We start from the raw sequence: 25,095 nt of genomic DNA on the forward strand, positions 1-25,095 counted from the left end.
GAGAGACGGACGATTTGGTTTCATATTGGAAAAATAATTCTACTCTTTGGGTTAGGTGCGACGCGCAGTGCGACTCCACCTCAGCCAAGCGGCATCAAGCGAACCATGGGGTTTCGTATCCCTGTCAGAAGCGGCTTCGGCGTGTTCTGCACCGCATACGGGCGGATCGCGCATTGGCATGCATCGCCCGGCTTCCCCGGCACCGCACCCGCCAACGGCAGCTTGAGCGGCCACCAGGACGCCGACGGTCAGGCCAGCGGCGACTTGCTCCTCTGCGCGGATGCCGGTGCGGAGCAGACGAGCATCCGAAACCACGACGGCCTTCTCACCCGGTCACGGGTTGCCGAGATCTTCTTCGGCAATAGCGGCAGGTCGATGGCGGTGGGCGCGCCTCACCCCTTGACGCTCGTGGCAACCCCATTGGCTGGCGCAGGTGCGAGATCACGGCGCGAAGCATCGAAAGGTCAGACGCCGCTCCGACCGTCGCAGGGCCCCATCGGATGGCGAACCACCCCCGCCGGGGTGCCCTGGTGCGACCTGCGCGGAGGTCCCGCACCACTCACATGGGACGGAGGCGTCGTCGACGATATGGCGTCGCCGGACATGCCGCCGCGCCCATTGGCCGGCCTCAGCGCCGGCCATGCGGGACGCCGCGCTCGACCGAGACTCGCAACTCGCGGCTGGGGCGTTTGCCGCCGGCCGAGCCGGCGGCAAACGCCGACGAAATGCCACCAGACCGGAACCGACCAGAGAGGAGCAATGGATGGCTTCGGCAACCACTGAGCGCCGCTTCTTCGGCACCGATGGCATCCGCGGCACTGCCAACCGTGCGCCAATGGATGCGATCACGGCGCTGCGGCTTGGCCAGGCTGCCGGACGTTACTTCAACCGCGGCGGACACCGCCATCGTGTCGTCATCGGCAAGGACACTCGGCTTTCGGGCTACATGCTGGAACCTGCGCTGACCGCGGGATTTGCAGGGGCAGGCATGGATGTGGTGCTGGTAGGCCCGTTACCCACACCGGCGATCGCCATGCTGACGCGCAGCCTGCGCGCCGATCTCGGCGTGATGTTGTCGGCGTCCCATAACCCCTTTGAGGACAATGGCATCAAGCTGTTTGGCCCCGACGGTCTGAAGCTATCGGATGCTCAGGAGGCCAAGATCGAAGCGTTGATGGCCGGAGACCTGTCCGAGATGCTGGCAGCGCCCGCGAGCCTTGGCCGCGCGAGCCGGCTGGAGGACGCGCCAGGCCGCTATATTGAGGCGGCAAAGGCGAGCTTCCCGAAAAGGTTGAGCCTCGCTGGCTTGCGCGTGGTGGTGGATTGTGCAAACGGCGCCGCTTACCGCGTCGCGCCCACCGTGCTGTGGGAACTGGGTGCAGATGTGGTGAGCGTTGGTGTCTCGCCTGATGGTCTCAACATCAACAAGGACTGCGGTAGCACCGCGCCTGCCCGCCTCGTGGAACTGGTGAAGGAACGGCGAGCGGACCTTGGCATCGCGCTCGATGGCGACGCCGATCGCTTGATGCTGTCGGACGAGCGAGGGCAGATCGTGGATGGCGATCAGATTTTGGCACTGATTGCGGGATCGTGGAGGCAGCGGGAGCGCTTGCAGGGGGACGCCGTCGTGGCGACGACCATGTCTAATATCGGGCTGGAGCGCTATCTGCAGGGGATGGGCCTCCGCCTCGAACGCACAAAGGTCGGGGACCGCTACGTCGCAGAACGGATGCGCGAGGTTGGCTGCAACCTGGGTGGCGAGCAGTCTGGCCACCTGATCATGAGCGATTTCACGACTACCGGTGATGGGCTGATCGGTGCGCTGCAGGTTCTCGCCGTGCTGGTGCAGGAGGGGCGGCCGGCGAGCGAGGTCTGCCGCCGCTTCCAGCCATTGCCACAGCATCTGGTGAGCGTGCGCTTTCCCGCTGGGGCTATCTCGCCACTCTCTGATACGCAGGTGCAGGAGGCTATCGCGGCAGCGGAGGCACGGCTCGGCACCGGCGGCCGGGTATTGGTCCGCGCCAGTGGGACAGAGCCTGTGATCCGTGTGATGGCAGAAGCAGAAGACGAAGCGCTGGTTGTGGAGACGGTGCACAACCTCGCCGCACTGCTCCGCACTCGTGCAATGGCCGACATCATGCCCCCGACCGGCAGAGGGTTGAGTCACCAGGAGACAGCTCCAGGCGGTGTCCTCTCGCTGGTGTCCGTCGCATGACGCCGGTTGTACCCGCCGCCGCCATTATCCTCGCCGCGGGCCTCGGCACCCGCATGCGGAGCGTCCTGCCCAAGGCGATGCATCCGGTCGCTGGGCGGCCGATGATCAACCATCTGATCAGCACCTGCGAACTGATCTTCGACCGGATCGTGGTGGTGGTCGGGCCGGAGATGCCCACGCTGGAGAAGACCGTGGCGCCGCATGCGACCGTCGTGCAGGCGGAGCGGCTGGGCACCGGCCATGCCGCGCGGATGGCCGCGCCGCTGCTGCGCGATTATGCCGGAGACGTTGCCGTGCTCTACGCCGACAATCCGCTGATCACCGCCCCAACTATCCGGCGTCTGGTGGAGACGCGAGCAAAGGTGGACCTTGCCCTGCTGGCGATGCGGCCGGCCGATCCCGGCCGCTACGGCCGCGTGGTGCAGGACGAAGCGGGCGACGTCACGCGCATCGTCGAATGGGCCGATGCGAGCGAGGCGGAGCGGGCGATCGGTCTCTGCAATGCCGGCGTGGTCTGCGCGCCGGCGCAGGACCTCTTCCGCTGGCTGGATGCGGTCGGCAACGACAATGCCAAGGGCGAGTACTACCTGACCGACATCGTCGACCTCGCCGTCGCGGATGGCAGGCGGGTGGTGGCGGAGGAGGCCGAGGAGGCCGAGCTTGCCGGCGCCAACAGCCGCGCGGAGCTCGCGCTGCTCGAGGCCGGGATGCAGGCGCGGCTGCGGGCGGCCGCCATGGCGGGCGGCGCGACCTTGGTGGCGCCGGAGACGGTGTTCCTCTCCTGGGACACCAGCCTGGGCCAGGACGTGACGGTCGGCCCGAATGTGGTCTTCGGCCCGGGCGTCGCGGTGGAGGACGAGGTCGAGATCCGCGCCTTCTCCCACCTCGAGGGCTGCACGGTGCGCAGCGGTGCGATCATCGGCCCCTTCGCCCGGCTGCGGCCGGGGACGGAGGTGGGGCGCGGGGCGCATGTGGGCAATTTCGTCGAGCTGAAGGCGGCGACCCTGGCCGAGGGCGCCAAGGCCAACCACCTCAGCTACCTGGGCGACGTGACGGTCGGTGCCGGTTCCAACATCGGCGCCGGGACCATCACCTGCAACTACGACGGCCTGCACAAGCACCGGACCGAGATCGGTGCCGGCGCCTTCATCGGCAGCGACACCGCGCTGGTCGCGCCGGTGCGCGTCGGCGACCGCGCGCTGGTCGCGGCCGGCAGCGTGATCACCGAGGACGTGCCGGACGACGCGCTGGCGATCGCGCGCGGGCGGCAGGCGACGAAGCCCGGCCGGGGCTTCAAGGGCAAGAAGAAGGACGCTTCCTGATGTGCGGCATCGTAGGGGTCGTGGGCAAGGCCGAGGCGGCGCCGCTGCTGCTGGAGGCGCTGCGCCGGCTGGAATACCGCGGCTATGACAGCGCGGGCATCGCCACGCTGGTCGACGGCCATATCGACCGCCGCCGCGCCGAGGGCAAGCTCGGCAACCTGGCCGCGGTGCTGGAGCGCGAGCCGCTGACCGGCACCACCGGCATCGGCCATACCCGCTGGGCGACGCATGGCGCGCCGACCGAGCGCAACGCGCATCCGCACAGCACGCGCCGCGTCAGCGTGGTGCACAACGGCATCATCGAGAACCATGCCGAGCTGCGCGCCGAGCTGGAGGCGAAGGGCGCGGTCTTCGAGACCGAGACCGACACCGAGACCTTCGTCCGGCTGGTCGACGACTATCTCGCGCATGGCCTCGCCCCGCAAGAGGCCTTCGCATCGGCGCTGAAGCGCGTGCACGGCGCCTTCGCGCTCGCCGCCATCTTCTCCGGCCATGCGAAGCTGCTGATGTGCGCCCGACAGGGCGCGCCGCTCGCCATCGGCTTCGGCGAGGGCGAGATGTTCGTCGGCTCCGACGCGCTGGCCCTCGCCCCGCTGACCCGCCGCATCGCCTATCTCGAGGAAGGCGACTGGGCGGTGGTGGACGGGGAGGGCGCGCATTTCTTCGACGCCGCGCACAACCCGGTCGAGCGCAAGGTGGTGGTCACCGCCGTCTCCGGCGCCGCGGTGGGCAAGGGCAATTACCGCCACTTCATGGAGAAGGAGCTGCACGAGCATCCCGCGGTGCTCGGCGACACGCTGCGGCAGTACCTCGACCCGAAGACGCTGGAGGTGCGCCTGCCGCGCCTGCCCTTCGATGCCACGCGCGTGCCGCGGCTGACCATCTCCGCCTGCGGCAGCGCCTTCATCGCCGGCCAGGTCGGCCGCTACTGGATCGAGCAGCTCGCCCGCCTGCCGGTGGATGCCGATGTCGCCTCGGAGTTCCGCTACCGCGACCCGCCGCTGCCCGAGGGCGGCGCCGCCATCCTCGTCAGCCAGTCCGGCGAGACCGCCGACACTATGGCGGCGCTGCGGTTGCTGAAGGAGGGCGGGCAGAAGGTCCTCTCGGTGGTGAACGTGCCCGAGAGCTCCATGGCGCGGGAGAGCGACGGGGCGGTGCTGACCGTGGCGGGCCCCGAGATCGGCGTCGCCTCCACCAAGGCCTTCACCGCGCAGCTCGCGGTGCTCGCCTGCCTCGCCATCGGCTTCGGCCGGCAGCGGCGGGAGCTGACGACGCTGGACGAGGGGCGGCTGACGCAGTCGCTGCTGGAGGTGCCGAGCCACGCCGCGGCGATCCTCGAACGGGACGCGCAGATCCGCGAGCTGGCGGCGGAGGTCGCCAAGGCGCGGGACGTGCTCTTCCTCGGCCGCGGCAGCCTCTACCCGATCGCGCTCGAGGGCGCGTTGAAGCTGAAGGAGATCAGCTACATCCATGCCGAGGGCTATGCCGCCGGCGAGATGAAGCACGGCCCCATCGCGCTGATCGACAACAACGTCCCCGTCATCGCGCTCTGCCCCAGCGGGCCGCTCTTCGAGAAGACGGCGAGCAACCTGCAGGAGGCGGCGGCGCGCGGCGGGCGGATCATGGCCTTCACCGATGCCGATGGCGTCGGGCCGCTGTCGCGCTTCGCCGAGCGGGTGATCGAGCTGCCGAAGGTCGGCGCCCTTCCGACGCCGATCCTCTACGCCATCCCGGTCCAGCTCCTGGCCTACCACGTGGCCGTGCTGAAGGGCACCGATGTCGACCAGCCCCGCAACCTGGCGAAGAGCGTGACGGTGGAGTGAGATGCCGGTGGGCACGATAGAGACACCAATGCGGTTATGAACATCCTGCGGTCGGGGCGGAACGTCGCCCTCCAGCGGTCGGAAATCTCCGTCCTTTAGGGCGAGGAAGAGGTTAAGCCGGAGAGTCGGCTCGGGAAGGTCGATCCTTCCCGTCGCCTACCCTCAAAGCGAGCCAGGTGCCGGCAGCAGAGCCATTCCGTTCATGAGCGGACAGGCCGATCCAATCCTGCCGAGTTTGCAAAGAAGGCGACAATGCATGAACCGATTTCTTATCACCGGGGGTGCCGGCTTCATCGGCTCGCATCTTGCCGACGCACTACTGCAGAAGGGCTGCGGCGTGCGAGTGCTGGACGATCTGTCGACCGGTCGACGCGATAACCTCGATCCGGCGGTTGAGCTGATCGAAGGCGACGTGGCCGATGCCGTCGTCATGCGTGCTGCGGTGCAGGGAATGTCTGGGGTATTCCATCTTGCCGCTATTGCCTCGGTGGTGCGCTCGAACGAGGACTGGCTCGGCACCCATCGGGTCAACCAGACCGGCACGGTCTGCGTCCTCGACGCGGCACGGCAGGCAGACCGCATCCCGGTAGTCTACGCATCGTCTGCCGCCATCTACGGCGGCCAGAGTGCCGCCGCCATTCAGGAAAGCGCCGTGCCATCGCCGCAGACCGCCTACGGCGCCGATAAGCTGGGCAGCGAACTGCACGCCCGCGTCGCCACCGGCGTGCATGGCGTGCCGACGATGGGGTTCCGCTTCTTCAATGTGTACGGGCCACGGCAGGATCCGTCCTCGCCCTATTCCGGCGTGATCAGCATCTTCGCAGCCCGGATCGCGGCCGGGCAGGGTATCACTGTCCACGGCGATGGTGGGCAGGTCCGAGACTTCGTTTTCGTGCAAGACGTGGTGCAGCACCTGCTCGCCGGTATGCGCCGTCTGCGGGACATGCCGGGGCCCCAGGCTGAAGTCTTCAACGTGTGCACGGGACGGGCGACCTCCGTCCTCGATCTGGTCAAGGTATTGGGCGAGGTCATTGGCCGCGCCGTACCGGTCGAGCATGGTCCGGCGCGCCGCGGCGATATCCGTACCTCGCTTGGCGACCCGCGCGGTGCCGCCGAGGCCTTGCAGGTTCGGGCCAGCACCTCGCTGCGCGATGGCCTGGCGGTTCTGTGTCACGCCGGAACTCCGGCCCGCCACCCGGCGTGAGTCCGGCCGGCGTGGTTTGAAACCGGGTCACACGCGGAGCTGGATTGGCGCTGCCGGCACAGGTGATTGCACCATCGGCCTTTCACCCGTGAGGCGAGTATGAACCGAGGTGTTGGCGCGACGGCCAAGCCGCCTGAGGGCGGCCGCAAGGACCAAAACGATTTTGGTCGAGCAACCTGCACTCGAAAAGGCTCGCGGGGCGTCTCTCAGAAGAGAGGCGACCCGCCTCCCGGGCGAGAGGGTCGGGAAGCGGGCGCCAGAGCCACCGCTTGAGTTTGGGGCTAAGCGGCAGCGGTCATGTATCGAAAATAATACGATTCGGCATTGCAATTGAATGCGAGCAGGACCGTGCAATCACTGCATGCTGCGTCTGCGCTGCCTCGGTGGCCTGCGCATCTCCGAGATCTGCGGCCTGTGCTGGCGCGAACCTGATGAACTAATGCCGCCAAGCCGCTCACGCGGCTCTGGCGACGGTTTCGGTCGCGGTGGACTGGGCCTGTTCTCACCCACGATACTTCATCCAGGCTGCGGCACGGATCGCGGAGGAGACGTCCAAGGGATAGCTTGCATGTATACTACAAGTCACACTCACATGTGAGTGTGGAGCTGTTCCCAGGAGTCGGCCGATACAGTCAAAACTTCTAGTTGGAATATATTGCAGATCTATACGCAATTAGGTATCTCCGCTTGATGCAAGACAGCAACATGATTGGCTGGGCACGGCCACTGGCGCTGATCGTCGAAGACGATGCCCTGCTAACCCTGCTGGCCGATGGTCTGCTCGCCGCGGAGGGGTTCGATACGATCTTCGCCGCACATGAGACAGAAGCCATGGTCCAGGCCGCAGTAGCAGGCCGGATCGCAGTCGCAGTCGTAGACTTGTCTCTCGACGGCGACGTCGCCGGTCAGCGTGTCATCCGCGCTCTGCGGCAGCACGTCCCGGACCTGCCTGTGGTGGTCATCACCGGCTTCGACAGCGATGCACCAGAGGCCAACTTGCGTGGCCTTGGTTGGCCGACAGTGAGGCTCCACAAACCCGGTGGCTACGACGAGCTCATTCCTGCCGTACTGGATGTCATGGAGCAGGCTCGCACCGGTGCTTGGCCAAAGGAATGGCGCCGCGACACGGATTACACCTACTGACCGGCGCGTAACGCTCGGTATTGGTGTCTGTCGGCTCCCTTTTTCCAGGCCGGCAAGATTAGCTGCTTGCTGACCGGGAAGAGGAACTTCCTGTCAGGGAGGTGTGAATGGCCAGGATATCCCCACGCGAGCGACCGGATCAGGAGACCGTGCTGTGGCCGATGCAGAAGCTGTGTCCGGCCTGCGGCAGCCCGATGCGGGTGCGCTACGAGAACCAGCGCACGCTGGTGACGTTGGCGGGCTCAACGCGGCTGCGGCTGAAGATCCGGCGTTGCGAGCGGGTCGGCTGCGAGCGCTATGGCCATCCCTGGCGGCCTGAAGCGGAAGGCGCGCTGGCCTTGGCGAAGCACGAGTTTGGCCTGGACGTGATCGCGCTGGCAGGAGTCCTGCGTCACCGCGACCACCACAGCGTGCCGGAGATCCACCAAGCCCTGCGCGCGCGCGGGGTGGAGATCGCCGAGCGGAGCGTGACCAACCTGCTCGACCGCTACGATGAGCTGCTGGCGACGTCGCTGACCGACAGTCGGCGGCTGCGTGCGATGCTGGCGAAGCAGGGGCGCGTGATCCTGGCGCTGGATGGCCTGCAGTCGGAGGTGGGTCACGAGGTGCTCTGGGTGGTGCGCGACTGCATCTCGGGAGAAGTGCTGCTGGCGCGCAGCCTGCTGTCCGGTACAGCCGCGAATCTCGCCTCGCTGCTGCGGGACGTGGTGGAGGCGGTGGGCGTGCCGGTGGTAGGGATCGTCAGCGACGGCCAGACCTCGATCCGCCGGGCGGTTGAGCGGACCTTACCGGGAGTGCTGCACCAGCTCTGCTAGGCGTGTCTGCAAAGGGCTGCGGCTCGTCTCGGCGGATCCTTTCCGCCCCGACGGCGTCCGCGGCCTTGCCGATGCCACTAGCATCGGCTGCGGCCACGTCCTGGCCCGGGCGAAAAATCTCTCGCCGATCCTTCGCGTTCCTTTTGCAGGCACGCCCTAGTTGCACTTTCTGCGCGAGGCGGCGCTGCCGGTCTTCGAGGTCAACCGGCATGCCAAGGAGGAGCTGAAGAAGCACGTGCGTGGCGTGCGGCGGATCGAGCGTGCGGTGGAGGATACGCGTGATCCGTAGGCTGGGGTGCGGCCCGGTTCGATGAGACAGCCGGCTGTGGTAGAGGCGACCGCAACCGGAGATCGAGCTCATGGACCAGAACCGCAAGGACAAGCCCGAAGGCGGCGCCGGCGTGCGCCCAGAACGCTGACGCTGGCGCCCCCTTGGCCGGTGCCGGGCCGGAGCGGCGCTTCGCCGTCCAGCGCAAGCTGGCCGCCGTCACTACGGTCGCCCGCCTGAGCAGATGGTGCGACCGCGCCCTGGTCGGGGCGGAAGCGGCGATGAAGGAGCGCGACAGCCTTGACGAGGGCGGCCATGATGTCGCTACCGCGCAGGCTGCCGGCGCCGACCTGTGGCCCGCTACGCCGCGTGGTCTTCACCAGGCGGATCAAGCTCCAACTCGCGTCGGAGGTGGCCGAAGCGCTCCGGGTCCATGGCGCGGCGGTCCTGCAGCAACAGCCGCAGCACCGCGAGCCCGGCCGGGGTGAAGTAGGCGCGCGTGCCGAGGATGTTGGGTGCCTCAGATGACACCTCCACCAGCCCGCGCGCGATCAGGCCCTCCATGGCCTTGGGCACCTTGGGCTGGCCGGCCTTGGGCCCGGTGCGCCAGCAGCGCAAGAAGAAGCCCTCGGCCAGCGAGGGGTCCTGGCCGAAGCGCTGGCAGAACTCGCGGCGGATCAGGTCGCGCTCGGCCGGGGTGAAGAGGCTGGAATCGTCGCTCATGCCGGCAAGCTGGGGCGGCCCGGGAGCTCCGGCAATCGCTCCTGGCCGGGCAGGGCCAACAACGGCCCTGCGGGGCGGCGCCACAGGGCCGGCACCCGCTTACGGGGCCCGGCGCACGGCGCAGCCCTCCTCGGTGACGACCAGGTCCATCGGCACGTCGTGCGGCTGCGGAAAGATCGTGGCGAGGCGAGCGGCGGCGAAGCCGACCCCGACCGCGAACGGCCGGGGCGAGAGGGCAGCGAGCGTGCGGTCGAAGAACCCTGGGACATCCGGGTGCCGGCCGGCGGCGAGACGGTGGTGCCCGATCTCGTCCTCGCGCCCGTGGTGGGCTTCGACGGCGAGGGCTTTCGGCTCGGCTACGGCGGCGGCCGTGTGAACCCCGTAGCCTCAGCCCAGCCAGGCAGTTCCCAATCCTGGAGGAGCGGACAGCTTCAACGGCAGTGCTGGAGGTTGCTTCAGTACCGGCAAAGCGTACTACGGAAGCGCAAAGAAATTTTGATGGTCAGTGTGCTGCGCCTCACAGGTGAATGGGTACAAGAGCATTGCCGGTCGACCGAAATATTCGGTTTGTAGCCGGCTCCAATTACGAATTGAGAGCGTACCGTGGCTTAATGTGTTCTGTTCAGTAATTCATGTTACTATTGCTATGCTTCGCAAGAAGAGGCGAAGCGGGCCGAGCAGGAGGCTGGCACCTCACACCCGGCCCTGACCACCACCCCGCTTCACAGGAGCAGGACAGTGGCTCATTTCCCCATAGACCAGTCCAGCCGCGACCGTCTCGCCGCCATGCCGGGCGTGACGATCATCGACCACCCGTCGCCACACCACCCGGGCGACATCGCCCTCGTTCTGGCCGGCCTGCGCTGCTGCGAGGTCATCGCCGACGGCGCTGCGTTCCGGGCGGCGTACCACCTGCGCTATGGCGAGTGGCTGCCGCTCGCCGAGGAGGTGGGCGAGGACGCGGCCTTCGCCGCCGTATTCGCCTTCCTCACCCTGGTCGTGGCCGTGCCGCCGCACTACGCCGCAGCGCACGACGCGACCGAGCGGAAAGCCGCGGCCGAGGTGCTGGCCGCCTTCTCCGGCATCAGTGTCACCTTCACCCCCGCAGCAGCGGCGTAGGGGAGGCAGGGACATGGGCACGAACCCCAGCCTGCCGCCCGTGACGCTGTCGAGCGACTTCCTGCGCTCGGCAGCCTGTAGGGTGGACCTCACCACCGGGACCGGGCGCGCCAGTGCCCGGCTCCTCGTCGCCATCGAACTCGGCCGCACCATGGAAGCCGAGCACCTGATCCGGGTTTGCCGAGCGCATGGCGTCAGCCACGTCTGCACCGGCCATCAGGCTGCGCACGCGCTGGCCGCGCTCTGCATCCCCGTCCTGCCCGAGGTGGAGGGCCGGCACTGATCGGCGGCATCGTCCTCGCGTGCGGTCCCAGCGATGCGCTGCGCGCGAGGACGGCTCGACACGGGCCGCCGGGATACCTGTTGCAGAGCGCGATTTCCTTGGCGACGAGATCGTCCCCACCTCGCCTATCGCAGGCTCTCGTAGGAGAAGCCGTAGAGCGTGAGGCTGTTCTCGCGGCACACACCCGAGCAGGGTGCCTGCCGGTCCGCACTCCACCAGGTCTGCATGCCGATGCCGGGTGCGGCATTCTCGCCGCCTTCGGTCGCGTCGCGCGGCACGTTCTGGGTGAAGCTGCCGACCTTGATGCCGTTGACGTAAACGGTGAGCTCGGTGGGGCTCCAGAGATACTGGTAGGTGTTGCGCGCGGTCGGTTCGACCCCGGGCATGGCGAGGCTGCTGTACTCGTTGCTGCCTTTGGCACTGCCGTCCTCGCCACGCCAATGCAGGGTCGCATAGGCGTCGCCACCGGCATCGACCTCCAGCAGGTCCATCTCCGGCCCGGGCCAGCGGTCCGTGCCGGGCCAGAGCAGGGCATAGGGACCAGTGACGCTGCCGGTGGTCGAGAGATCGAAGGTGTAGAGCCCGTAGCCATAGCCGGCCGTCGCGCCGGTGGGCGGCAGCATGGTGCCGCTGTCCTGCTCGATGCCGTCGTTGACGCGGTAGATCGTCACCTGCCCCGGCACGCTGGTGTCGACGCCCGGCCCCCAGGTCCGCGAGAACAGCCCGACGCCGCCATCGAAGCTCTCGGTGACCTGGATCGTGCCGCCGTCCAGGCGGATCCCGGGCCTGGCGCCCTGGTCTTCCGCGGGCGCGACGTAGCCGGCCTCCGCCAGCCGCGGCGCGACCGCCTGGCCATCGCGGTAGGAGGCCGAGAGCAGCGCGTTGCCCTGCACGAAGCGCTTCTCGTCGATGGTCAGGCCACGGCTGTCACCAGGCTGCGGGGGCGGCAGCTGTGGGGACAAGGAGGGGTCATAGCCGGCGATCGCCAGGGCTTCGGTGTCGGTCGGTGGCCTGGGCGGCGCCACAGCGGTGCTGGGCACGTTCGGTGCCGGCGGCAGGCCGGGCAACTGGGTCGGGTGTTCGAGCAACGGCGCGGTTGCCGCACCCATGCCGGCGTAGCTGCCAGTGATGGGCGAGGCCCAGGCACCCGCGCCGGCGGCGGGACTGCCTACCGTGAAGCCGCCCGCGGTACCGGGCTGCCAGGCGGGGCCGGCGGACGGCAGAGGCGGCAAGGCGCTCGACTGGGTCATCGTCATGCTGTGCCAAGCGCTCACGGCGCTGCTCGACGGCGCCATAGGTACGGCCGGGGCAGCGGGTGCAGCCGGTCCTGTCATGGTCATCGCCTGCCAAGCGGCGAGGGCACCGGCGGCGCCGTCGCGCAGCACGGCAGCCCGAACGCGCCGTGGTCGGGGTGTGGCATCGCGTGGGCGCATGATCACCTCCCTGCTTTCGGTGCGGGCGGCGGCGACAGCCACCAGCCCTGCGTGAAGGCGCACCACTCGCGCCCGGCCTGGGCCGACTGCCGAGCGCAGCTTTCGAGCAGCACGCCGAGGTCGTTCCAGCGCAGCGTCTCTGCCTGCGCCGCTGAGAGCCGCCCAGCCAGGGTCGGCTGCGGCATCTGCCGCCCCGCCCACCAGCCGCCCCCGGCCGCAGCGAGCAGCAGTGCTGTCAGCAGCAGCCCACGATGCCACCGCACCTCGCGCACCAGCCGCGCGGCTGCCGTGCGCATCTCCTGCGCGGCGCCGAGCGCGGCCTGTCGCGCCGCCTCGCGGCCGACCCGGGAGGCCGCGTCGTCGAGCCGGTCGGCCACGGCCGCCACGGCCACCAGCGCCAGGCGGACCGGCTCGTCGGCCGGCATGCCGGCGCGGTCACAGTAGGCAGCAACGCTGGCCTCGACGCCCTCGCCCACGGCCGGCGCCGGCCGTGGCGTGGCGGTCTCGCGCGCCGGTGCGGGCTGGGCGGGCGTGCGACGCTCCAGCCAGGCCACCAACCGTCCCGGGCCGACCGCCGCCGCGCCGGTCATGGCAGCCACTCCAGCGCGTCCGCCGCGGCATGCCGCTCCTCGAGCTTGCGGAACCAGTCCTTCAGCATCCAGCGCTCGGTAAAGCCGAGGCTGCCGCCGCCCTCATCGGCGTGGCCCACCAGCGCCTCGCCGAGCGGGAGGCCCAGCGCGCGCACCTTGTCCAGCACCGTGAGGTTGCGCACCAGCACGGGTCTCGCGCCTGCCGCCAGCCAGGCCGCGAAGGCCGGCTGGCTGCGCACCGGCGCAAAAGCCGCCTCGGGATCCTGCCCACGGGCGACGATGGCCTCGTTCATGACGAGCAGCGTCGCCCCGCCCTCCAGCAGCTGTGCCTCGCGCACCGATACCGCATGCGCGAGGTCGTCGAGGTCGGGCCCGAGCATGTAGGCCCCGACCGGCAGCACACCGGCGTCGTGGCAGAACTCGGACAGGCTCAGGTCGCGTAGCAGCTCGATCATGGCCCGGTCCTGCCCGCCGCCGATATCGACCAGCGCCGAGACCGGCCCTGGCCGCCCGGCCAGCTCGTCCAGCACGGCGAGCATCGCGGCGCGGAAGTCTCCCGGTGCCGCCCCGGCCGGCACCCGCGCCTCCGGGTAGAGACGCGAGAGCGAGGGATTGCGCACGTCGGCGTCCAGCAGGATCACCTCGCGCCCGGCCAGGCGCGCCCGCTGCGCCAGCGCATCCAGATAGGTGGTGCCGCCCAGCCGGCCGCGGCCGAAGCGCACCAGCAGTTTCTTTCCAGTCGGCACACGCCGTGCGGTGGATGGAGCGTCGCTCATGACATGTCTCCCCGCGCTGGTCGGTGCATCGTCCGGTTGACGGCGACGTGCGCCGCCAGCGCCGCCGCGTGTTGGTCCGCGTTCATCGGCTTCGTTCCTTCAGCTCACGGTCGAATGCCGCCAGTCGTCGGGCCACCGCCTCCTCCGGCGTCTCGCCCGGGCGCAGGCCAGCCAGGTGCGCAGCGTCCACGTTCCGCGACAGCAGGACCTGCATGTCGCGCCTGCCGCCCGCCTCCGCCGCCGAATCGGGCCGCGGCGCAATTGTCTTCGGCTTGCCCGCGCCCTGTCCTACTCGCCTGCGCCGCCGCACCCGCAGCCAGGTCTGCCGTGCCGTTTCCGCCGCCCGGCGCCGCGACGCCACGCCAACAGGACCGTCCTCGCCCCATCCTTTCGGCGCACCCAGCAGCCCGGTGCCGACCCAGAGCGTCGCCCAGGCTTCCCAATCGGCGCCATATGCCGTGATGATGTCGGCAATCTCGGCCTCATGCTCGGCCATCCAGATGGAGAGCCTCGATCGCCGCCCCCCTCCGACGCGCACCGCATCCCGCATCTGCGCAAGCAAGGGATCAGTCCGATCGACGCTCATGGCGCCGCTCCGCACCGCGACACGCGCCGCGTCAGGTCCGCGTCACAGGCGCGTCCCATGCGCTTCGGAAAAGTTGGTGATCCCGCGCGCGTCCGCGTCGGAAACGCGACAGGCCGTAGCCGCAATGAGTTCCGACAGACCAAGTCACCCTTCAGCTCACTGCTCCCGGTCCGTGCGGCGGCGTGCGCGCACGTGATCTGGGCGCGACATGCGGCGCGGCGGCCGGCTAGGATCGGCCTCGTCGATTCGCGCTCGAGGGCCACATGAGCACCACTCCCTGGCTTCGCCTCGATCCCGAGACCGTGGTGCACTGCCTGTCCGTCGAGGACGGCGACCAGCCCGGCACACCGCTGCCCGATGACCAGCAGGCGCGCATCCTCGACCCGCTGCGCGCGATGCTGCGGTGCGGCGAGGTGGTGGCCATCGCGCGCCTGCGTGACGGCGAGGAGGAGATCTTCCTCGGCTCGGCCGAGGAGGCGGCCGAGCGGATACGCCTGGGCCTGCACTAGCCGCACCCGCCGGCTCAGGCGCTCGGCGCTTGGCCCTGCCGCGGGCCGGCCTTCGGACGGGTGCCGTCGTCCGGGCCGCCCGTGCCCTGGGCCGGGCGCGACGCCTGCCGCGGCGCGTCTGCCTGCCGGGCCGTGCGGCCGGCCTGCTCGCGCGCCTGCCAGATGTCCACCTCGCGCTCACGCTCCTGGCGGACCTGCGCCCTGGCCTTGTGGATCCTGCTGTCGGTCATCGGGGGTTCCCCCTGCGGGACCTGCTCGGGGCGCGCCCGCTGCGCCCGTGCCGGCCTGTCCGGCATCTCCTGGGCTGGATCCGGGCCGGCCTCGGCCTGGGCCGCGCCGACCCGAAGCGTCGCCGCAATCCGGCTCCGCGTCGCCTCCAGCCCGTAGGTCTGGTGGTAGTCGTTCCAGTCGGTGCCTTTGCCTGCAGCGTGCCGCGCCGGATCGAGCGGCGGCGCGACCACCAGGGCGTTGCCCAGCGTGTCGGCCGCGGCATTGGCCTTCTCGAGCCCGGCATTCGGCAGCGGCGGCTCGCGCGCCGGCAGGTGGTGGTCGTTGTCGGCAAAGAACACGAGCCGCCGCTCCGGCTCCGCCCGGCGGATCGCCGCGGCCAGCGGCAGCAGGTTGCTGGTGTCGAGCGCCACCACGACCGGCAGGCCGGAGGCGCTATGCGCGCTCCAGGCGGTGGCGAAGCCCTCGGCGAGGCCGAGCGGCTCGCCGGGGCGGAGCGTGCCGATTAGGAAGCCGGTGCCGCTCTTCTGCGCTCCTTCCTGGTACAGCTTGTCGGTGCCGTCCCGGGGCGGCCGGGCCAGGATGGTCTGCATGTTGCGCAGGTGCCCGGCGGTGTCGCGCAGTGGGATCACCAGGTTGCCGCGCAGGTCCTCGCGCAGCCCGGGCGGGACGGCGGTGACGCCCTTGCGGCGCAGATAGGCGTTGGCCGGGGTCGCCGGCCGGGTGCCCTCCAGCAGCCAGGCGGTGCGCTGCGCCGCAGCGTCCTCACGCGTCTGCTGTGCCGCCCGCGTCGCGGCCCGCGCCGCCGTGGCCTGCTCGGCCAGGCGCCGGGCCTCGGCGGCCGGGAGCGGCACCGTCTCGCCACGGGCCTTCCAGGTCGAGCGGGTGCCGGCCTTGTAGTTCCAGACGATGCCGTTCGGCACGCCGCTGTCGAAGAACCCCATGTAGGCGCCCGACTTCTGCCGGCCCCGGTTGCCCTCGACCGGGGCGTAGTGGCGCTGGCCATCCATGACCGGCAGGCCGTCGAGCTTCAGCCCGGCCGTGCGGAGAGCGTCGGCGAACTGCTGCTGCGCCTCGATCTCGCTGATCTCGACGCGCCGGCGCGGCCGCACGGGCGGGGACCGGGCGCCGCCGGACCCTGCGGCCACAGGCTGCGGCTGCGGCTGCGGCTGCGGCGCAACGACGATGGGCGGTGGCGCGGGTGAAGGTGGGGGACTGCTCACCACCTGCGGCAGGACGGCCTCCGGCGCTTGCGGCATCGCACGGGCGGCCGCGCGCACCCCCTGGGCCGCCTCGCCCAGCGCATGCGCCAGGTGCCGCGCTGCATCGGCCTGGTCGAGCCTGTCGCGCAACGTGGTCGGCGCCAGGCCCGCGCGCTCGCGCGCCTCGACCGTCCGCACGTGCTGCTGCAGCACGCGGATGGCATGCCGGCTGTCCTGCACTGCGCCCGCCAGCAACTGGTGCGCCGTCTCCTTCACCGGCTGGCGGGCAAGGTTGGCGACCAGGTTGTCCCAGGCCTCGGCTTCGCGCTCCGCCCAGTCGGCGGGCGGCGGCACCCCGGCCGGCCGCAGCTCGTCCACCTGCCGCAGCTCGGCGCCGGCGCTGCTCAGCAGCAGCGAGCGCACCCGGTGGCGGCTGGAGGCCACGTAGTTCTTGAACCCCTGCACCGTGCGCGAGCCGCCGGGCAGGGCATTGATGTGCTCGTCCGAGGTGATCCCCTGGCTGCTGTCGATCGTCCGGCAGTCGCCGTAGGCGATCTGCAGCCGCGTCGAGCCGCGGGCGCGCAGCCTCTCCCAGGCGACGAACCCGACCTTGCCGCCGGGCGTCACCACCTCCAGCCCGGCGCGGTGCTCCACCCGGCGCCCGACCCGCACCCTCTCGTCCACCACCCGCCGCACCGTCAGCACGGTGCCGTTGTTGCCGGCGATGGCGCTGCGCTCCCAGCCCTGGTTGTTGATGACAAAGCGGGCATGGGTGCGCCGGTAGAGCCGGATGCGATCGCCGGGCGCGAGCGCCATCGCGTACTGCCGGCCGGCGCCGTCCATGGCCTCCACTACAACGGCGTCCCGCCCCACCTGCCCCGCCGCGCGCCGCAGCGCCCGGATCGCCAGGCTGATCTCGTGCGCGTCGGCGTTGGTCGGCGCCGAGACGGTGACCGTGTAGCCGGGATCGGGCCCCGCCCGGCCACAGGCCTCCATGTAGGCCTCGGCAGTGCGCCGGATCGCCTCCTCGCGGCCGCCGGGCACGAGCTCGGCCGTGCCGTCCTCGCGCTTCATGGCGATCGCGCGGCTGACCGCGGCCAGCCGCTCCTCGGGCCCGTCCTCGCGCCGGCCGCGGAACAGCGTGGCGATCTCGCGCTCGCGCTCTGAGGCCTGCCGCCGGATGACGAGGATCTCGGGGATGGTCTGTCGCCCCAGCGCCTCGGCCAGCAGCTTGATGATCGGGCCGGCCTCGACGCTCTGGGCCTGCCGCTCGTCGCCGGTCAGCACCAGCTTGAAGCCATGCCGCTGCCGCGCCCGCAGCAGCTCCAGCAACTCGCGCGTGCCGACCTGGCTGAACTCGTCCAGCACGACCACAGCACCGCGCCGCAGCCTCAGCGGCCGGGCCGCGCCCTGGCGCAGCCCGTCGAGGAAGGGCTTGACCGCGAAGGTGCGCATCGGGTCGATGCCGGCCTCGGCCAGCCGGCTGCCCTGCTCCCAGGCCTGCGCGATGCCCCAGACCTCGCGGCCCTCGGCCTGGCGGTAGGCGCTGACCAGGCGCGCGAGGACGCGCGTCGTCTTGCCGCTGCCGCCGACGCCGATGAACACCGAGACCGCGCCGCCGGCACCCACCACCTCGACGGCGCGCGTCTGCTGCCGGCCGATCTCGGTGTCGCGCTCCATCCCGGCCGTGACCCGCCGCAGCGTCGCCGGCGCGAGGGCAAAGCGCTGGTCCGCCGCCGCCGCCCGCAGCAGCCGGATCACCTCCGCCTCCTGGTCGTGGTGCAGCCCGGTGGTGAGGCGGGCCTGCGGGTCGCTGATCCCGGCCGGCGCCAGCACCTCCGTCCAGCGCCCCTGCTGCCGCACGCCCTGGCTGGCCAGCCGCGCCAGCACCCGGTCCACATCCGCGGTCTCGGCCGCGCCGGAGGCGATCAGGCCACGCGCCGCCGCGACCCGGGCGTCGGCGACCCGGACCACCGCCCGCGCGTCCAGCTCGCGCTCCAGCACCGGCAGGGCCGCCCACCACCCGGACTTGGCCCGCTCCGCCGCGTCCGCCTCGGGCTCCGCCGGTGGCCCGGTGATCGCGGTCGCGTGCCGGAAGCCGATCCGGGCGGCCTGGGCCGCCCAGGCCTCGAAGTCGGCCAGGTCGTCCCGCCGCGCCGCCCGGCCGAACGCCTGCGCCTCGGGGGTGAGGGCGACGTCCCGGGGCAGCCGGTGCCCCTGCGTGCCGGACTTGAGCAGGGCCACCTTCCGGTCGGCATCCAGGCTGTCCCAGTCGAGCCCCTGCTCGGCGGCGAAGGCCCGCGCCGCGGCGGTGCCGTTCCTGGTGCGGTGGGAGAAGGCCTCGCACACCGGCTCGGGGACGACCGGCAGCCGGGCGGTGCGGGTGCGCTCGCACAGGACGACCTCAACCCCGAGCCGGCGCAGGTGCGTCGCCAGCATGGCGTGGTAGACGGCGCCGAACTCGTGGATGCGGCCCTGCAGCAGGTCGCGGTTCACCGCCGCCAGCCGGCCGCTCTGCGCGACCATGAGGTTGGGGACGATTGTGTGGGTGTGCAGCTGCGGGTCGCCCCGCACCCGGTCACCCGCCGCGACGGTGTAGAGCTCGGTCCCGACCACCCCGGTCAGCGGGTCCGGACGGGTGATCTCGACCGTGGGCCGGGCGGTGAAGTGCTCGATGGTGATCCAGGCCAGCCGCGCCGGCTCCTCCGGCCCGGAGCGCGCCTTGCCGCCCTGGGCCAGCCCGATCTCGCGCTCGACATAGTGCAGGGCATCTGTGACGGCGTCGCGGTGCGCCTGCAGCAGCGACCAGCGCTCGGCCTCGGTCGCGGCCATCGCCCAGGCCACCGACAGGCTCTTCGGGGCGGAGAAGGTCAGGTCGATGCCGGCGATGCGGTGCCGGGTCGCGCCCTCCGCGTCCTCGTAGGTGCGGACCCGGGGGTTCTGGTGCGAGGCCCGTTCGATCTCCTCGCCATCGGCGCGGCGGCCGGCCAGCAGCTGCGCCAGCGCCTCCGGGGCGAGCACCGCATGCGGCGTGATCGCCAGCGCCCGGGCAAGCGCCGGGTCGAGGTCGGCCCGCACCAGCGGGATCGCGCCCATGGCGTCGGCCCGGTCCGCCGGCGGCGCCTGGCCCTGGGTGTAATAGACCGCCTGAGCCAGGCGGTCGGCGGCGAGGGTCTTCTCCAGCAGGTGCGCCGCATAGGCCGCGGCCTCCTGCCGGGCCCCGGGCGCGAAGGTGCGGTAGGTGCAGACCATGGCCGGCTAGCCCGGCGGCGGCCGCGGCTCCACCGCGACCAGGATGGCCCGCACGTCGCGGCCCATGTCGGCGATCGCCGCCGCCATATGCCGGAGCGCCTCCTGCAGCTCGCCGCTCGCCTCGCGGGTGCAGGCCTCGAGGATCCGCCGCAGCACCTCGTGGTCGGCGCGGCGGGCCGCGACCAGCTCGCCGACCACCGCGGTGAGCGCGACGATCGCCAGCTCCAGGGAGGCGATCTCGCGGCGCTGCCCGGCCTGCTCGGCCTGCACGGCGTGGATCACGCCGACACCCTCCTCCAGCAGGCACTGCAGGTCGCCGAGGGTGGCGTGGCCCGGACCGCTCTCAGCCATGCGCGCCTGCCTTCCATGCGGCCGGGGTGCCGGCACGCCAGGCCTCCGGCGGTGCGTTCAGCGCGGCGAGCAGCAGCACGGCGCCGTTGAACAGCAGCAGGAGGCCGAGTGGCCGCAGGAGGGCGGTGGTGCCGCGGAACAGCAGCCAGCGGCCGTAGCTGCGGAACTCCAGCAGCCCACAGGGATTGCGGCGCCGGAATTGGGCACGGCCGATGCCGACCAGGATGGCGGTGCCGAGCGTGCAGGAGGCCAGGCCGGCGAGGCCGACCATGAGCAGCGCGGACGTGGTCATGCGGCGCTCTCCAGGTCCTCGCCCGCGAAGCGCGCCTGGTAGTCCGTCTGGCCGAGGCGGGCGGCGATCTCGGGCCGGCAGAAGTCGATGGCGCTGAGGTGGCGGATGGGCCGGTCGTTGGCGACGATGGTGATGCGCTCGTTGGCGCGCATCTCCTGCAGCAGCTCGTGCGGCTTCATCAGCTCGCGCGCGATCTCGCTCTCCTGCGCGCTGTCGCCGCGCTGGCGCGAGGCCCATTCCAGCGGCCGGCCGCTGCTGCCGGCGCTGTTGCCCCGGCTCTCCGCCCTGGCACCGAAGGTGCCGAGGGCGGTGACGAGGTCGCGGGCGGTGTTGACGTTCTGCACCCGCGTGTAGCTGCGGAAGCTGACGCCGTCGAACCAGGCGTCCCGCTGCGCCTTGCCCCAGACATCCTCGATCTGGCCCTCGCTCTGGTAGAACAGCTGCAGCGTGACCTTGGACTTGCGGCCCTGGTCGCGGGCCAGCTTGAGCGAGGGCTCGGGACCGAGGAGGACTGCCTCGTCGATGAAGAACCCCACCCGGCCAACGACCCGGCCTTCCTGCGCCAGCACCGCGTCGAGCAGGCCGCCGATGAGGACGCGGGCGAGGCCGGGGGTGACCTGGAGCACCTCCTGCGGGATCTGCACGAAGATGGCGTGCCGGCCGCGCACGATGTCGCGCATCCGTAGTGCATTGCCGGAAACCAGGTTGGCGTAGGCCTCGGTGGCCAGCCACTCGGTGTCTTCCATGGCGTTGCCGACGGCGCCGCCCCAGGTCTCCTCGGGCAGGTCCATAACGTTGGCTGCCATGCTGCGGGCGAGGCCCGAGGCGGAGCCCTCATAGACGCCGCGCAGCCGGTCACGCAGCCGCTCGGAGGGCACGTCGAGGCCGCGGCGCAGCTCGCACAGGGTCTTGCGGCCGGCGGGGACGTCCTCGCGGTGGACGAGGTCGGCCAGCAGGGCGAGCACGATGGCCCGGCCCCAGCGCTTGAACCGCCCGGCATTGCCGCTGTCGTCCCGCGGCATCGGGCCGATGACGCGGCTGGCGACGCCGCGCAGGCGGCTGTCCGCCATGAGGCGGCCCTCGGGCGAGGCGAGGTCGATCGCCTCCAGCACGTTCGGCCCGGCGGCGCCGAGGTCGAGCCTCAGGACGGTCTTGCCGCTGTCGGCGAGCGCCCCGGCCAGCTTGGCGTGCAACTCACGGGCGGGGTCGAGGATCACCGTACTCGGCCGCCAGTGCAGCAGGGTGGTGGTCAGGGTGGTGGACTTGTAGGTGCCGCCGCCGCCGATGATCAGCGAATGGGTGGTGCCGCGTTCGCAGTGGTCGAACATCAGCGGCCCGCGGCCCTGCAGCCCCCAGCTGTCGGGGTCGCGCGGGTCGAAGGGCAGGGCGTGCTGCGGCGAGAGGTCATCGCGGCTCCGCTCCCCCACCACCACGCCGCCGATCTCGGGGTGGGGGTGCGGAGGGAACAGGCGCTCGATCCGCGCCTCGCTCATCCAGTCGGCCCGGCCGTGGTTGTTCGAGGTGCCGCGGCGGATCTGGCCGAGGCCCATGCGCTGCCCGACGCCGCGCAGGCCACCCACCGACCGCCAGCGCCAGCGCGCAGCCAGGCCCGCCAGGCTGAGCAGGGGGAGCCCGACAGCGGCGCCGCTGAGGACGAGGCCGAGGGCGACGGTGGTGTTGCGCCCGGCATGCGGCAGGTAGCGCCACCAGCCCCAGAGATAGTCGCTGCCGGGCACCGCCGGCTGCCCCCACAGGCCGGTGATGCCGAGGAAGGCCGCGGAGGCGCCGGCGGTCCAGGCGGCAGCGACCGCGGCGGAGCCGAGCGTGGCCTCGGCCAGGGCCTTCAGGGCGGCGTTCATGGCGCCCGGACATCCTCGATGTGGAGGCAGCGGTAGGGCACGCCGTCGTTGGCCTCGTCGATGCGGGCGCAGTGCAGCACCACGTCGATCTGGGCGTGGATCATCGCCCGCAGCGTCGCCTCGTCCATCGCCGCCGCGTGCGGCGACTGACGGATCATCGGGTGCAGGGCGCGGAACAGCCCCTCGAAGCCCTCATGGCCATGCGCCGTGGCGATGGTGCCGCGCAGGCCGGCCTGCAGCGAGCGCAGCCAGGCCCAGGCCTCGGCATTGCGCAGCTCGCCGAACAGCACCCGGTCGAGCCGCATCCGCAGCGCCAACTCCAGCGCCTCCTCGGCGGTGGGCAGGCCGATGCCGGGCTTCTTCTCCTGGGCATAGCGGATCGGCGCCCAGTTGCGCCGATCGAGCTCCCATTCCGGCGTGCTCTCCAACGTGCCGAGGCGCTCCCAGTCGGGGATCTCCTGGATCAGCGCCTCGGCCCCGGTGGTCTTGGAGCTGCCGATGCTGCCGAGCAGGACGATGTTGGCGCGGCCGCGGACCTTGCTGCGCAGCCACTCCACCCAGCCCTCCGCCGGCTGGAAGGGCTGGCCGCCATGCGTCGTGCCCCGGGTCCAGCGGAACCAGCCGCGCGCCTCCAGCCAGTCGAGCGTGGGGTCAAAGCTCCTGGCCCGCTGGCGGATGGTGAGCTGGATGACGCCCTCGGGCATCATCGGCGGCAGGTTGACGGTGATGCGCTGACCACCCGGTAGGCGCGAGGAGCAGGCCGGCGAGGCGGAGGAGAGGTCCTGGTGCGTCATGCGGCCGGCGAGCCGGCCGAGCGCGTCGAGCCAGCGGTAGGTGAGACGCGCGTCCTCGTGCCAGGTCCAGCCATGGTCGCCCTCGACGCCGTAGCTGCCGGGGCGGGTGACCACGATCTCGCGGGTGTCGTCGAGCGCCATGGCGGCGGCGAAGGGCTCGAGCAGGCGGCGCAGCGTGAGCTCGCCGGGGGTGGGGAGGGCGTCCATCAGCGGGCTCCCGTCGGGGCGAGGCGATAGGCGTCGGCGAAGTCGATCGGCTGGTTGAGCATGAAGGCGATCTCCGTCCCGGCCGGCACGTCGACGGTGTTCTGGATGTTGAGGTTGTTGCGCAGCGTCGCGGCGAGCGCGGCATCCAGGCTCGAGGTGTTCAGGTTGACGAAGGAGTTGCCGCTCCCGCGGGTGAGCGAGGCCTGCAGCGCGGCGCTGGCGGCCTGGAAGGCGCCCTGGGTGACCATGAGGGTGATCGCGCCGCCGAAGCGGGCCCAGAAATGGGTGTTGACGGTGCCCGGCATGCCGGCGCGGCCGGAGCCGTCGGTCACCGCGGCCTCGCCGAGCGGCACGGGCACGCCGTTCGGGGTCAGGCCCCAGGCGGCGGCGGAGACGATGCGCTCCTGGCCGGGCCCGACCTCGCTCTTGTAGGCGCCCCAGAGCCGGCTGCCGCGCTCCATCAGCACCACGCCGGCGGGCGAGCGGATGGCCTCGGGCAGGAGGCCGAAGAAGGTGCCGCTGCGCTCGCTGTTGATCGGCGCGGCCAGCACCAGGCGGTACAGGCCGGGCTGCATGACGAAGGTGAGGTCGATCGCCGGGCCGGCGCGCAGGCCGGGCATGGCGCTGCCGGCAAAGGCCACGGTGGTGGGGCCCGGCGGCCCGCCGACGCTGGCTTGGCCAGGCGCCGTGGCGGTCGGGGGCGGCGTGGCCGGCACGCCGGCGGCGGAGGCGGAGGCGGGCTGTGCCGCAGGTTGCGCCTTGGCGGCGAAGCTGGTGACCCGGCGCGGTCCCTGGGCGGGCCCCTGCGGCAGCAGCGCCGTGTTGCTCGGCATGACCGGCGTGGCCGGTGCCGGCTGGGGCTGCGGCACCGCCATGACCGCGGGCTGGACGGGTGGCATCACCGGCTGACTGATGGCGGCGCCCGGGGTGATGGTGTCGGCGCCGGCCTCGCTCTGCGGCGGCCGGATCTCGGGGTTGAGCTCGCCCCGCAGCGCAAAGGCGATCACCGCTGCACCGGTCACCAGCAGCAGCGCGACACCCATGCCGGCCCTGACCGGACGCCCGAAGCGACCGAGCCGGACGGGGGCGCCGCGCTCGTCGCTCATTGTGTCGCGACCCGCCCCATCATCGCCGGTCGGCGCAGCACGCGGGCGACATCGGGGCTGGTGGTGCCGGTCCGCGACACGCAGTCGGATGGCAGCAGGTGACGGTTGTAGACGTGCACCACTGCCTCGCCGAGCCGCAGCCGAAACTGCGGCGCAACCGCCTGCAGGGCGACCGTCTCCGGGCCGCGCAGCACCGGGAAGACCGGAACCTCCGTCGTGCCGTCAGCAGCGAGGCGGTAGAAGGCGGGCAGCTCACGGTTGCCGCGGAAGACGAACACCGTCTCCTGGCCGTTGTCCGACACCTCGTCCGGGAGGATGCGCTCGCGGCCGGTGGCATTGGCCTCGGCCTCGTAGCGCCAGTTGCGGCAGGCCCCACCGGCCAGCGTGTCCGTGTCGAGCCGGGCGCGCATGCCGGCCGTCTGCAACGCCTCGGCGCGGGCTTGGCGCATGGGCGCCTCTGCCTCCCAGCGCACGCGGCGTGCCTCGGCCTCGGCCCGGGCGGCGGCCTCACGCTCGGCCCGCTCATCGTCCGGGTAGGTGAAGGCGAGGCCGTAGGTGGCCTCCGGATCGTCGCAGGCAGGACGACCGCAGGGTGGGATGCCGCGCACGAGGGCGCCGAACTGATAGGCGCGCTGGCCCCGGGGCGAGCGGGTGATGATGGCGATGGCGGTGTAGCCGGCCCGGCGCGGGTAGAGGTAGACGATGTTCTCGAGCGGGCTCTCCTGCACCTCCTGCGGGCTCGGGCCCTCCCAGGACTGCTCGGCGCCGTCACCGCCATCGCCAATCATCACCCGGATGACCTCCTCGCCCGGGCGGAAGGTGATAACGGTGGGCCGGCCGGGATTGCCGATGATCTGCACCCGCGCGTGCGGGTGATAGGGCACGGTGCGCATGTTCGGGTTCGGCCCGGCGACGGCTGGCGTGTTCGGATCAGCCTGCGCCAGGGTGGGAACGGCGAGGGCGACGGCGAGCAGGGCGGGGGCGAGGGCGCGCAT

22 protein-coding genes and 1 pseudogene are annotated in these 25,095 nt (G+C 71.4%); 11 read left to right on the forward strand and 12 right to left on the reverse strand.

Going from position 1 to position 25,095, the window contains the following annotated elements; all coding sequences use genetic code 11:
* The first annotated feature begins 763 nt into the window (after nt 1–763).
* The 7 genes and pseudogenes from glmM (at nt 764) to Q7A36_RS25660 (ending at nt 8,811) form a co-directional block, all read left to right on the forward strand.
* Nucleotides 764–2,215: a phosphoglucosamine mutase gene (gene glmM, locus Q7A36_RS25630; protein ID WP_305106611.1), complete on the forward strand. Its 1,452-nt coding sequence runs from the start codon at nt 764–766 to the stop codon at nt 2,213–2,215.
* Nucleotides 2,212–3,537, forward strand: coding sequence for a bifunctional UDP-N-acetylglucosamine diphosphorylase/glucosamine-1-phosphate N-acetyltransferase GlmU (gene glmU, locus Q7A36_RS25635; RefSeq protein ID WP_305106612.1), 1,326 nt, complete (start codon nt 2,212–2,214; stop codon nt 3,535–3,537). Before glmM ends, glmU begins: the two co-directional genes overlap by 4 nt.
* Nucleotides 3,537–5,360 (forward strand): glutamine--fructose-6-phosphate transaminase (isomerizing), encoded by a 1,824-nt coding sequence (gene glmS, locus Q7A36_RS25640; protein ID WP_305106613.1) that lies wholly within the window; start codon nt 3,537–3,539, stop codon nt 5,358–5,360. The genes glmU and glmS overlap by 1 nt, the downstream gene beginning before the upstream one ends.
* Nucleotides 5,361–5,562: 202 nt before the next feature.
* Nucleotides 5,563–6,564: an NAD-dependent epimerase/dehydratase family protein gene (locus tag Q7A36_RS25645; protein ID WP_305106614.1), complete on the forward strand. Its 1,002-nt coding sequence runs from the start codon at nt 5,563–5,565 to the stop codon at nt 6,562–6,564.
* A gap of 690 nt (nt 6,565–7,254) precedes the next feature.
* Nucleotides 7,255–7,707 (forward strand): response regulator, encoded by a 453-nt coding sequence (locus Q7A36_RS25650; RefSeq protein ID WP_305106615.1) that lies wholly within the window; start codon nt 7,255–7,257, stop codon nt 7,705–7,707.
* Between the two features lie 194 nt (nt 7,708–7,901).
* Nucleotides 7,902–8,523 (forward strand): annotated as a pseudogene (locus Q7A36_RS25655) (ISNCY family transposase); the annotation flags it as partial.
* 159 nt (nt 8,524–8,682) lie between these two features.
* On the forward strand, nt 8,683–8,811 hold the full coding sequence (locus tag Q7A36_RS25660) for a hypothetical protein (RefSeq protein ID WP_305106656.1): 129 nt from the start codon (nt 8,683–8,685) through the stop codon (nt 8,809–8,811).
* A gap of 339 nt (nt 8,812–9,150) precedes the next feature.
* Here the strand turns inward: Q7A36_RS25660 and Q7A36_RS25665 are convergent, their stop codons facing one another.
* Nucleotides 9,151–9,513: a hypothetical protein gene (locus Q7A36_RS25665; protein ID WP_305106616.1), complete on the reverse strand. Its 363-nt coding sequence runs from the start codon at nt 9,511–9,513 to the stop codon at nt 9,151–9,153.
* Between the two features lie 159 nt (nt 9,514–9,672).
* Here Q7A36_RS25665 and Q7A36_RS25675 point away from each other — a divergent pair, with 159 nt between their 5' ends.
* The 3 genes from Q7A36_RS25675 to Q7A36_RS25685 all read left to right on the forward strand — a co-directional run bounded on the left by Q7A36_RS25675 (nt 9,673) and on the right by Q7A36_RS25685 (nt 10,915).
* Entirely contained in the window at nt 9,673–10,086 is a 414-nt protein-coding gene (locus Q7A36_RS25675; protein ID WP_370655708.1) for a 5-formyltetrahydrofolate cyclo-ligase, read from the forward strand.
* A gap of 165 nt (nt 10,087–10,251) precedes the next feature.
* Entirely contained in the window at nt 10,252–10,632 is a 381-nt protein-coding gene (locus tag Q7A36_RS25680) for a hypothetical protein (RefSeq protein WP_305106617.1), read from the forward strand.
* Between the two features lie 13 nt (nt 10,633–10,645).
* The gene (locus Q7A36_RS25685) at nt 10,646–10,915 is read left to right on the forward strand and encodes a hypothetical protein (RefSeq protein ID WP_305106618.1); all 270 of its coding nucleotides are present in this window, start codon (nt 10,646–10,648) and stop codon (nt 10,913–10,915) included.
* A 125-nt stretch (nt 10,916–11,040) separates the two neighbouring features.
* Here the strand turns inward: Q7A36_RS25685 and Q7A36_RS25690 are convergent, their stop codons facing one another.
* From Q7A36_RS25690 to Q7A36_RS25705, 4 genes are all read right to left on the reverse strand, one after another.
* Entirely contained in the window at nt 11,041–12,165 is a 1,125-nt protein-coding gene (locus tag Q7A36_RS25690) for a LamG domain-containing protein (protein WP_305106619.1), read from the reverse strand.
* A gap of 185 nt (nt 12,166–12,350) precedes the next feature.
* On the reverse strand, nt 12,351–12,938 hold the full coding sequence (locus tag Q7A36_RS25695) for a hypothetical protein (protein ID WP_305106620.1): 588 nt from the start codon (nt 12,936–12,938) through the stop codon (nt 12,351–12,353).
* Entirely contained in the window at nt 12,935–13,714 is a 780-nt protein-coding gene (locus Q7A36_RS25700; RefSeq protein ID WP_305106621.1) for a hypothetical protein, read from the reverse strand. Before Q7A36_RS25700 ends, Q7A36_RS25695 begins: the two co-directional genes overlap by 4 nt.
* Nucleotides 13,715–13,796: 82 nt before the next feature.
* Nucleotides 13,797–14,300 carry a hypothetical protein gene (locus Q7A36_RS25705; RefSeq protein WP_305106622.1) on the reverse strand — a complete coding sequence of 168 codons (504 nt, stop codon included), beginning with the start codon at nt 14,298–14,300 and terminating at the stop codon, nt 13,797–13,799.
* Between the two features lie 263 nt (nt 14,301–14,563).
* On the opposite strand from Q7A36_RS25705, the gene Q7A36_RS25710 reads away from it, so the two are divergent.
* Nucleotides 14,564–14,809, forward strand: coding sequence for a hypothetical protein (locus Q7A36_RS25710; RefSeq protein WP_305106623.1), 246 nt, complete (start codon nt 14,564–14,566; stop codon nt 14,807–14,809).
* A 14-nt stretch (nt 14,810–14,823) separates the two neighbouring features.
* Here Q7A36_RS25710 and mobF read toward each other — a convergent pair whose 3' ends face one another.
* Genes mobF through Q7A36_RS25745 form a run of 7 tightly spaced genes read right to left on the reverse strand, consistent with a single transcriptional unit; the run spans nt 14,824 to nt 25,095 of the window.
* Nucleotides 14,824–19,491, reverse strand: coding sequence for a MobF family relaxase (gene mobF / locus Q7A36_RS25715; RefSeq protein ID WP_305106624.1), 4,668 nt, complete (start codon nt 19,489–19,491; stop codon nt 14,824–14,826).
* 6 nt (nt 19,492–19,497) lie between these two features.
* Nucleotides 19,498–19,842, reverse strand: coding sequence for a hypothetical protein (locus Q7A36_RS25720; RefSeq protein ID WP_305106625.1), 345 nt, complete (start codon nt 19,840–19,842; stop codon nt 19,498–19,500).
* A complete protein-coding gene (locus tag Q7A36_RS25725) occupies nt 19,835–20,134 on the reverse strand; it encodes a hypothetical protein (protein WP_305106626.1) in 300 nt (99 codons plus the stop codon). Before Q7A36_RS25725 ends, Q7A36_RS25720 begins: the two co-directional genes overlap by 8 nt.
* Nucleotides 20,131–21,993: a type IV secretory system conjugative DNA transfer family protein gene (locus Q7A36_RS25730; RefSeq protein WP_305106627.1), complete on the reverse strand. Its 1,863-nt coding sequence runs from the start codon at nt 21,991–21,993 to the stop codon at nt 20,131–20,133. Before Q7A36_RS25730 ends, Q7A36_RS25725 begins: the two co-directional genes overlap by 4 nt.
* A complete protein-coding gene (locus Q7A36_RS25735; RefSeq protein WP_305106628.1) occupies nt 21,990–22,994 on the reverse strand; it encodes an ATPase, T2SS/T4P/T4SS family in 1,005 nt (334 codons plus the stop codon). The genes Q7A36_RS25730 and Q7A36_RS25735 overlap by 4 nt, the downstream gene beginning before the upstream one ends.
* Entirely contained in the window at nt 22,994–24,100 is a 1,107-nt protein-coding gene (locus Q7A36_RS25740) for a TrbI/VirB10 family protein (RefSeq protein WP_305106629.1), read from the reverse strand. Before Q7A36_RS25740 ends, Q7A36_RS25735 begins: the two co-directional genes overlap by 1 nt.
* Nucleotides 24,097–25,095, reverse strand: coding sequence for a TrbG/VirB9 family P-type conjugative transfer protein (locus Q7A36_RS25745; protein WP_305106630.1), 999 nt, complete (start codon nt 25,093–25,095; stop codon nt 24,097–24,099). Before Q7A36_RS25745 ends, Q7A36_RS25740 begins: the two co-directional genes overlap by 4 nt.

Source organism: Paracraurococcus lichenis (assembly GCF_030657435.1).
Classification (GTDB): Bacteria; Pseudomonadota; Alphaproteobacteria; order Acetobacterales; family Acetobacteraceae; genus Paracraurococcus; species Paracraurococcus lichenis.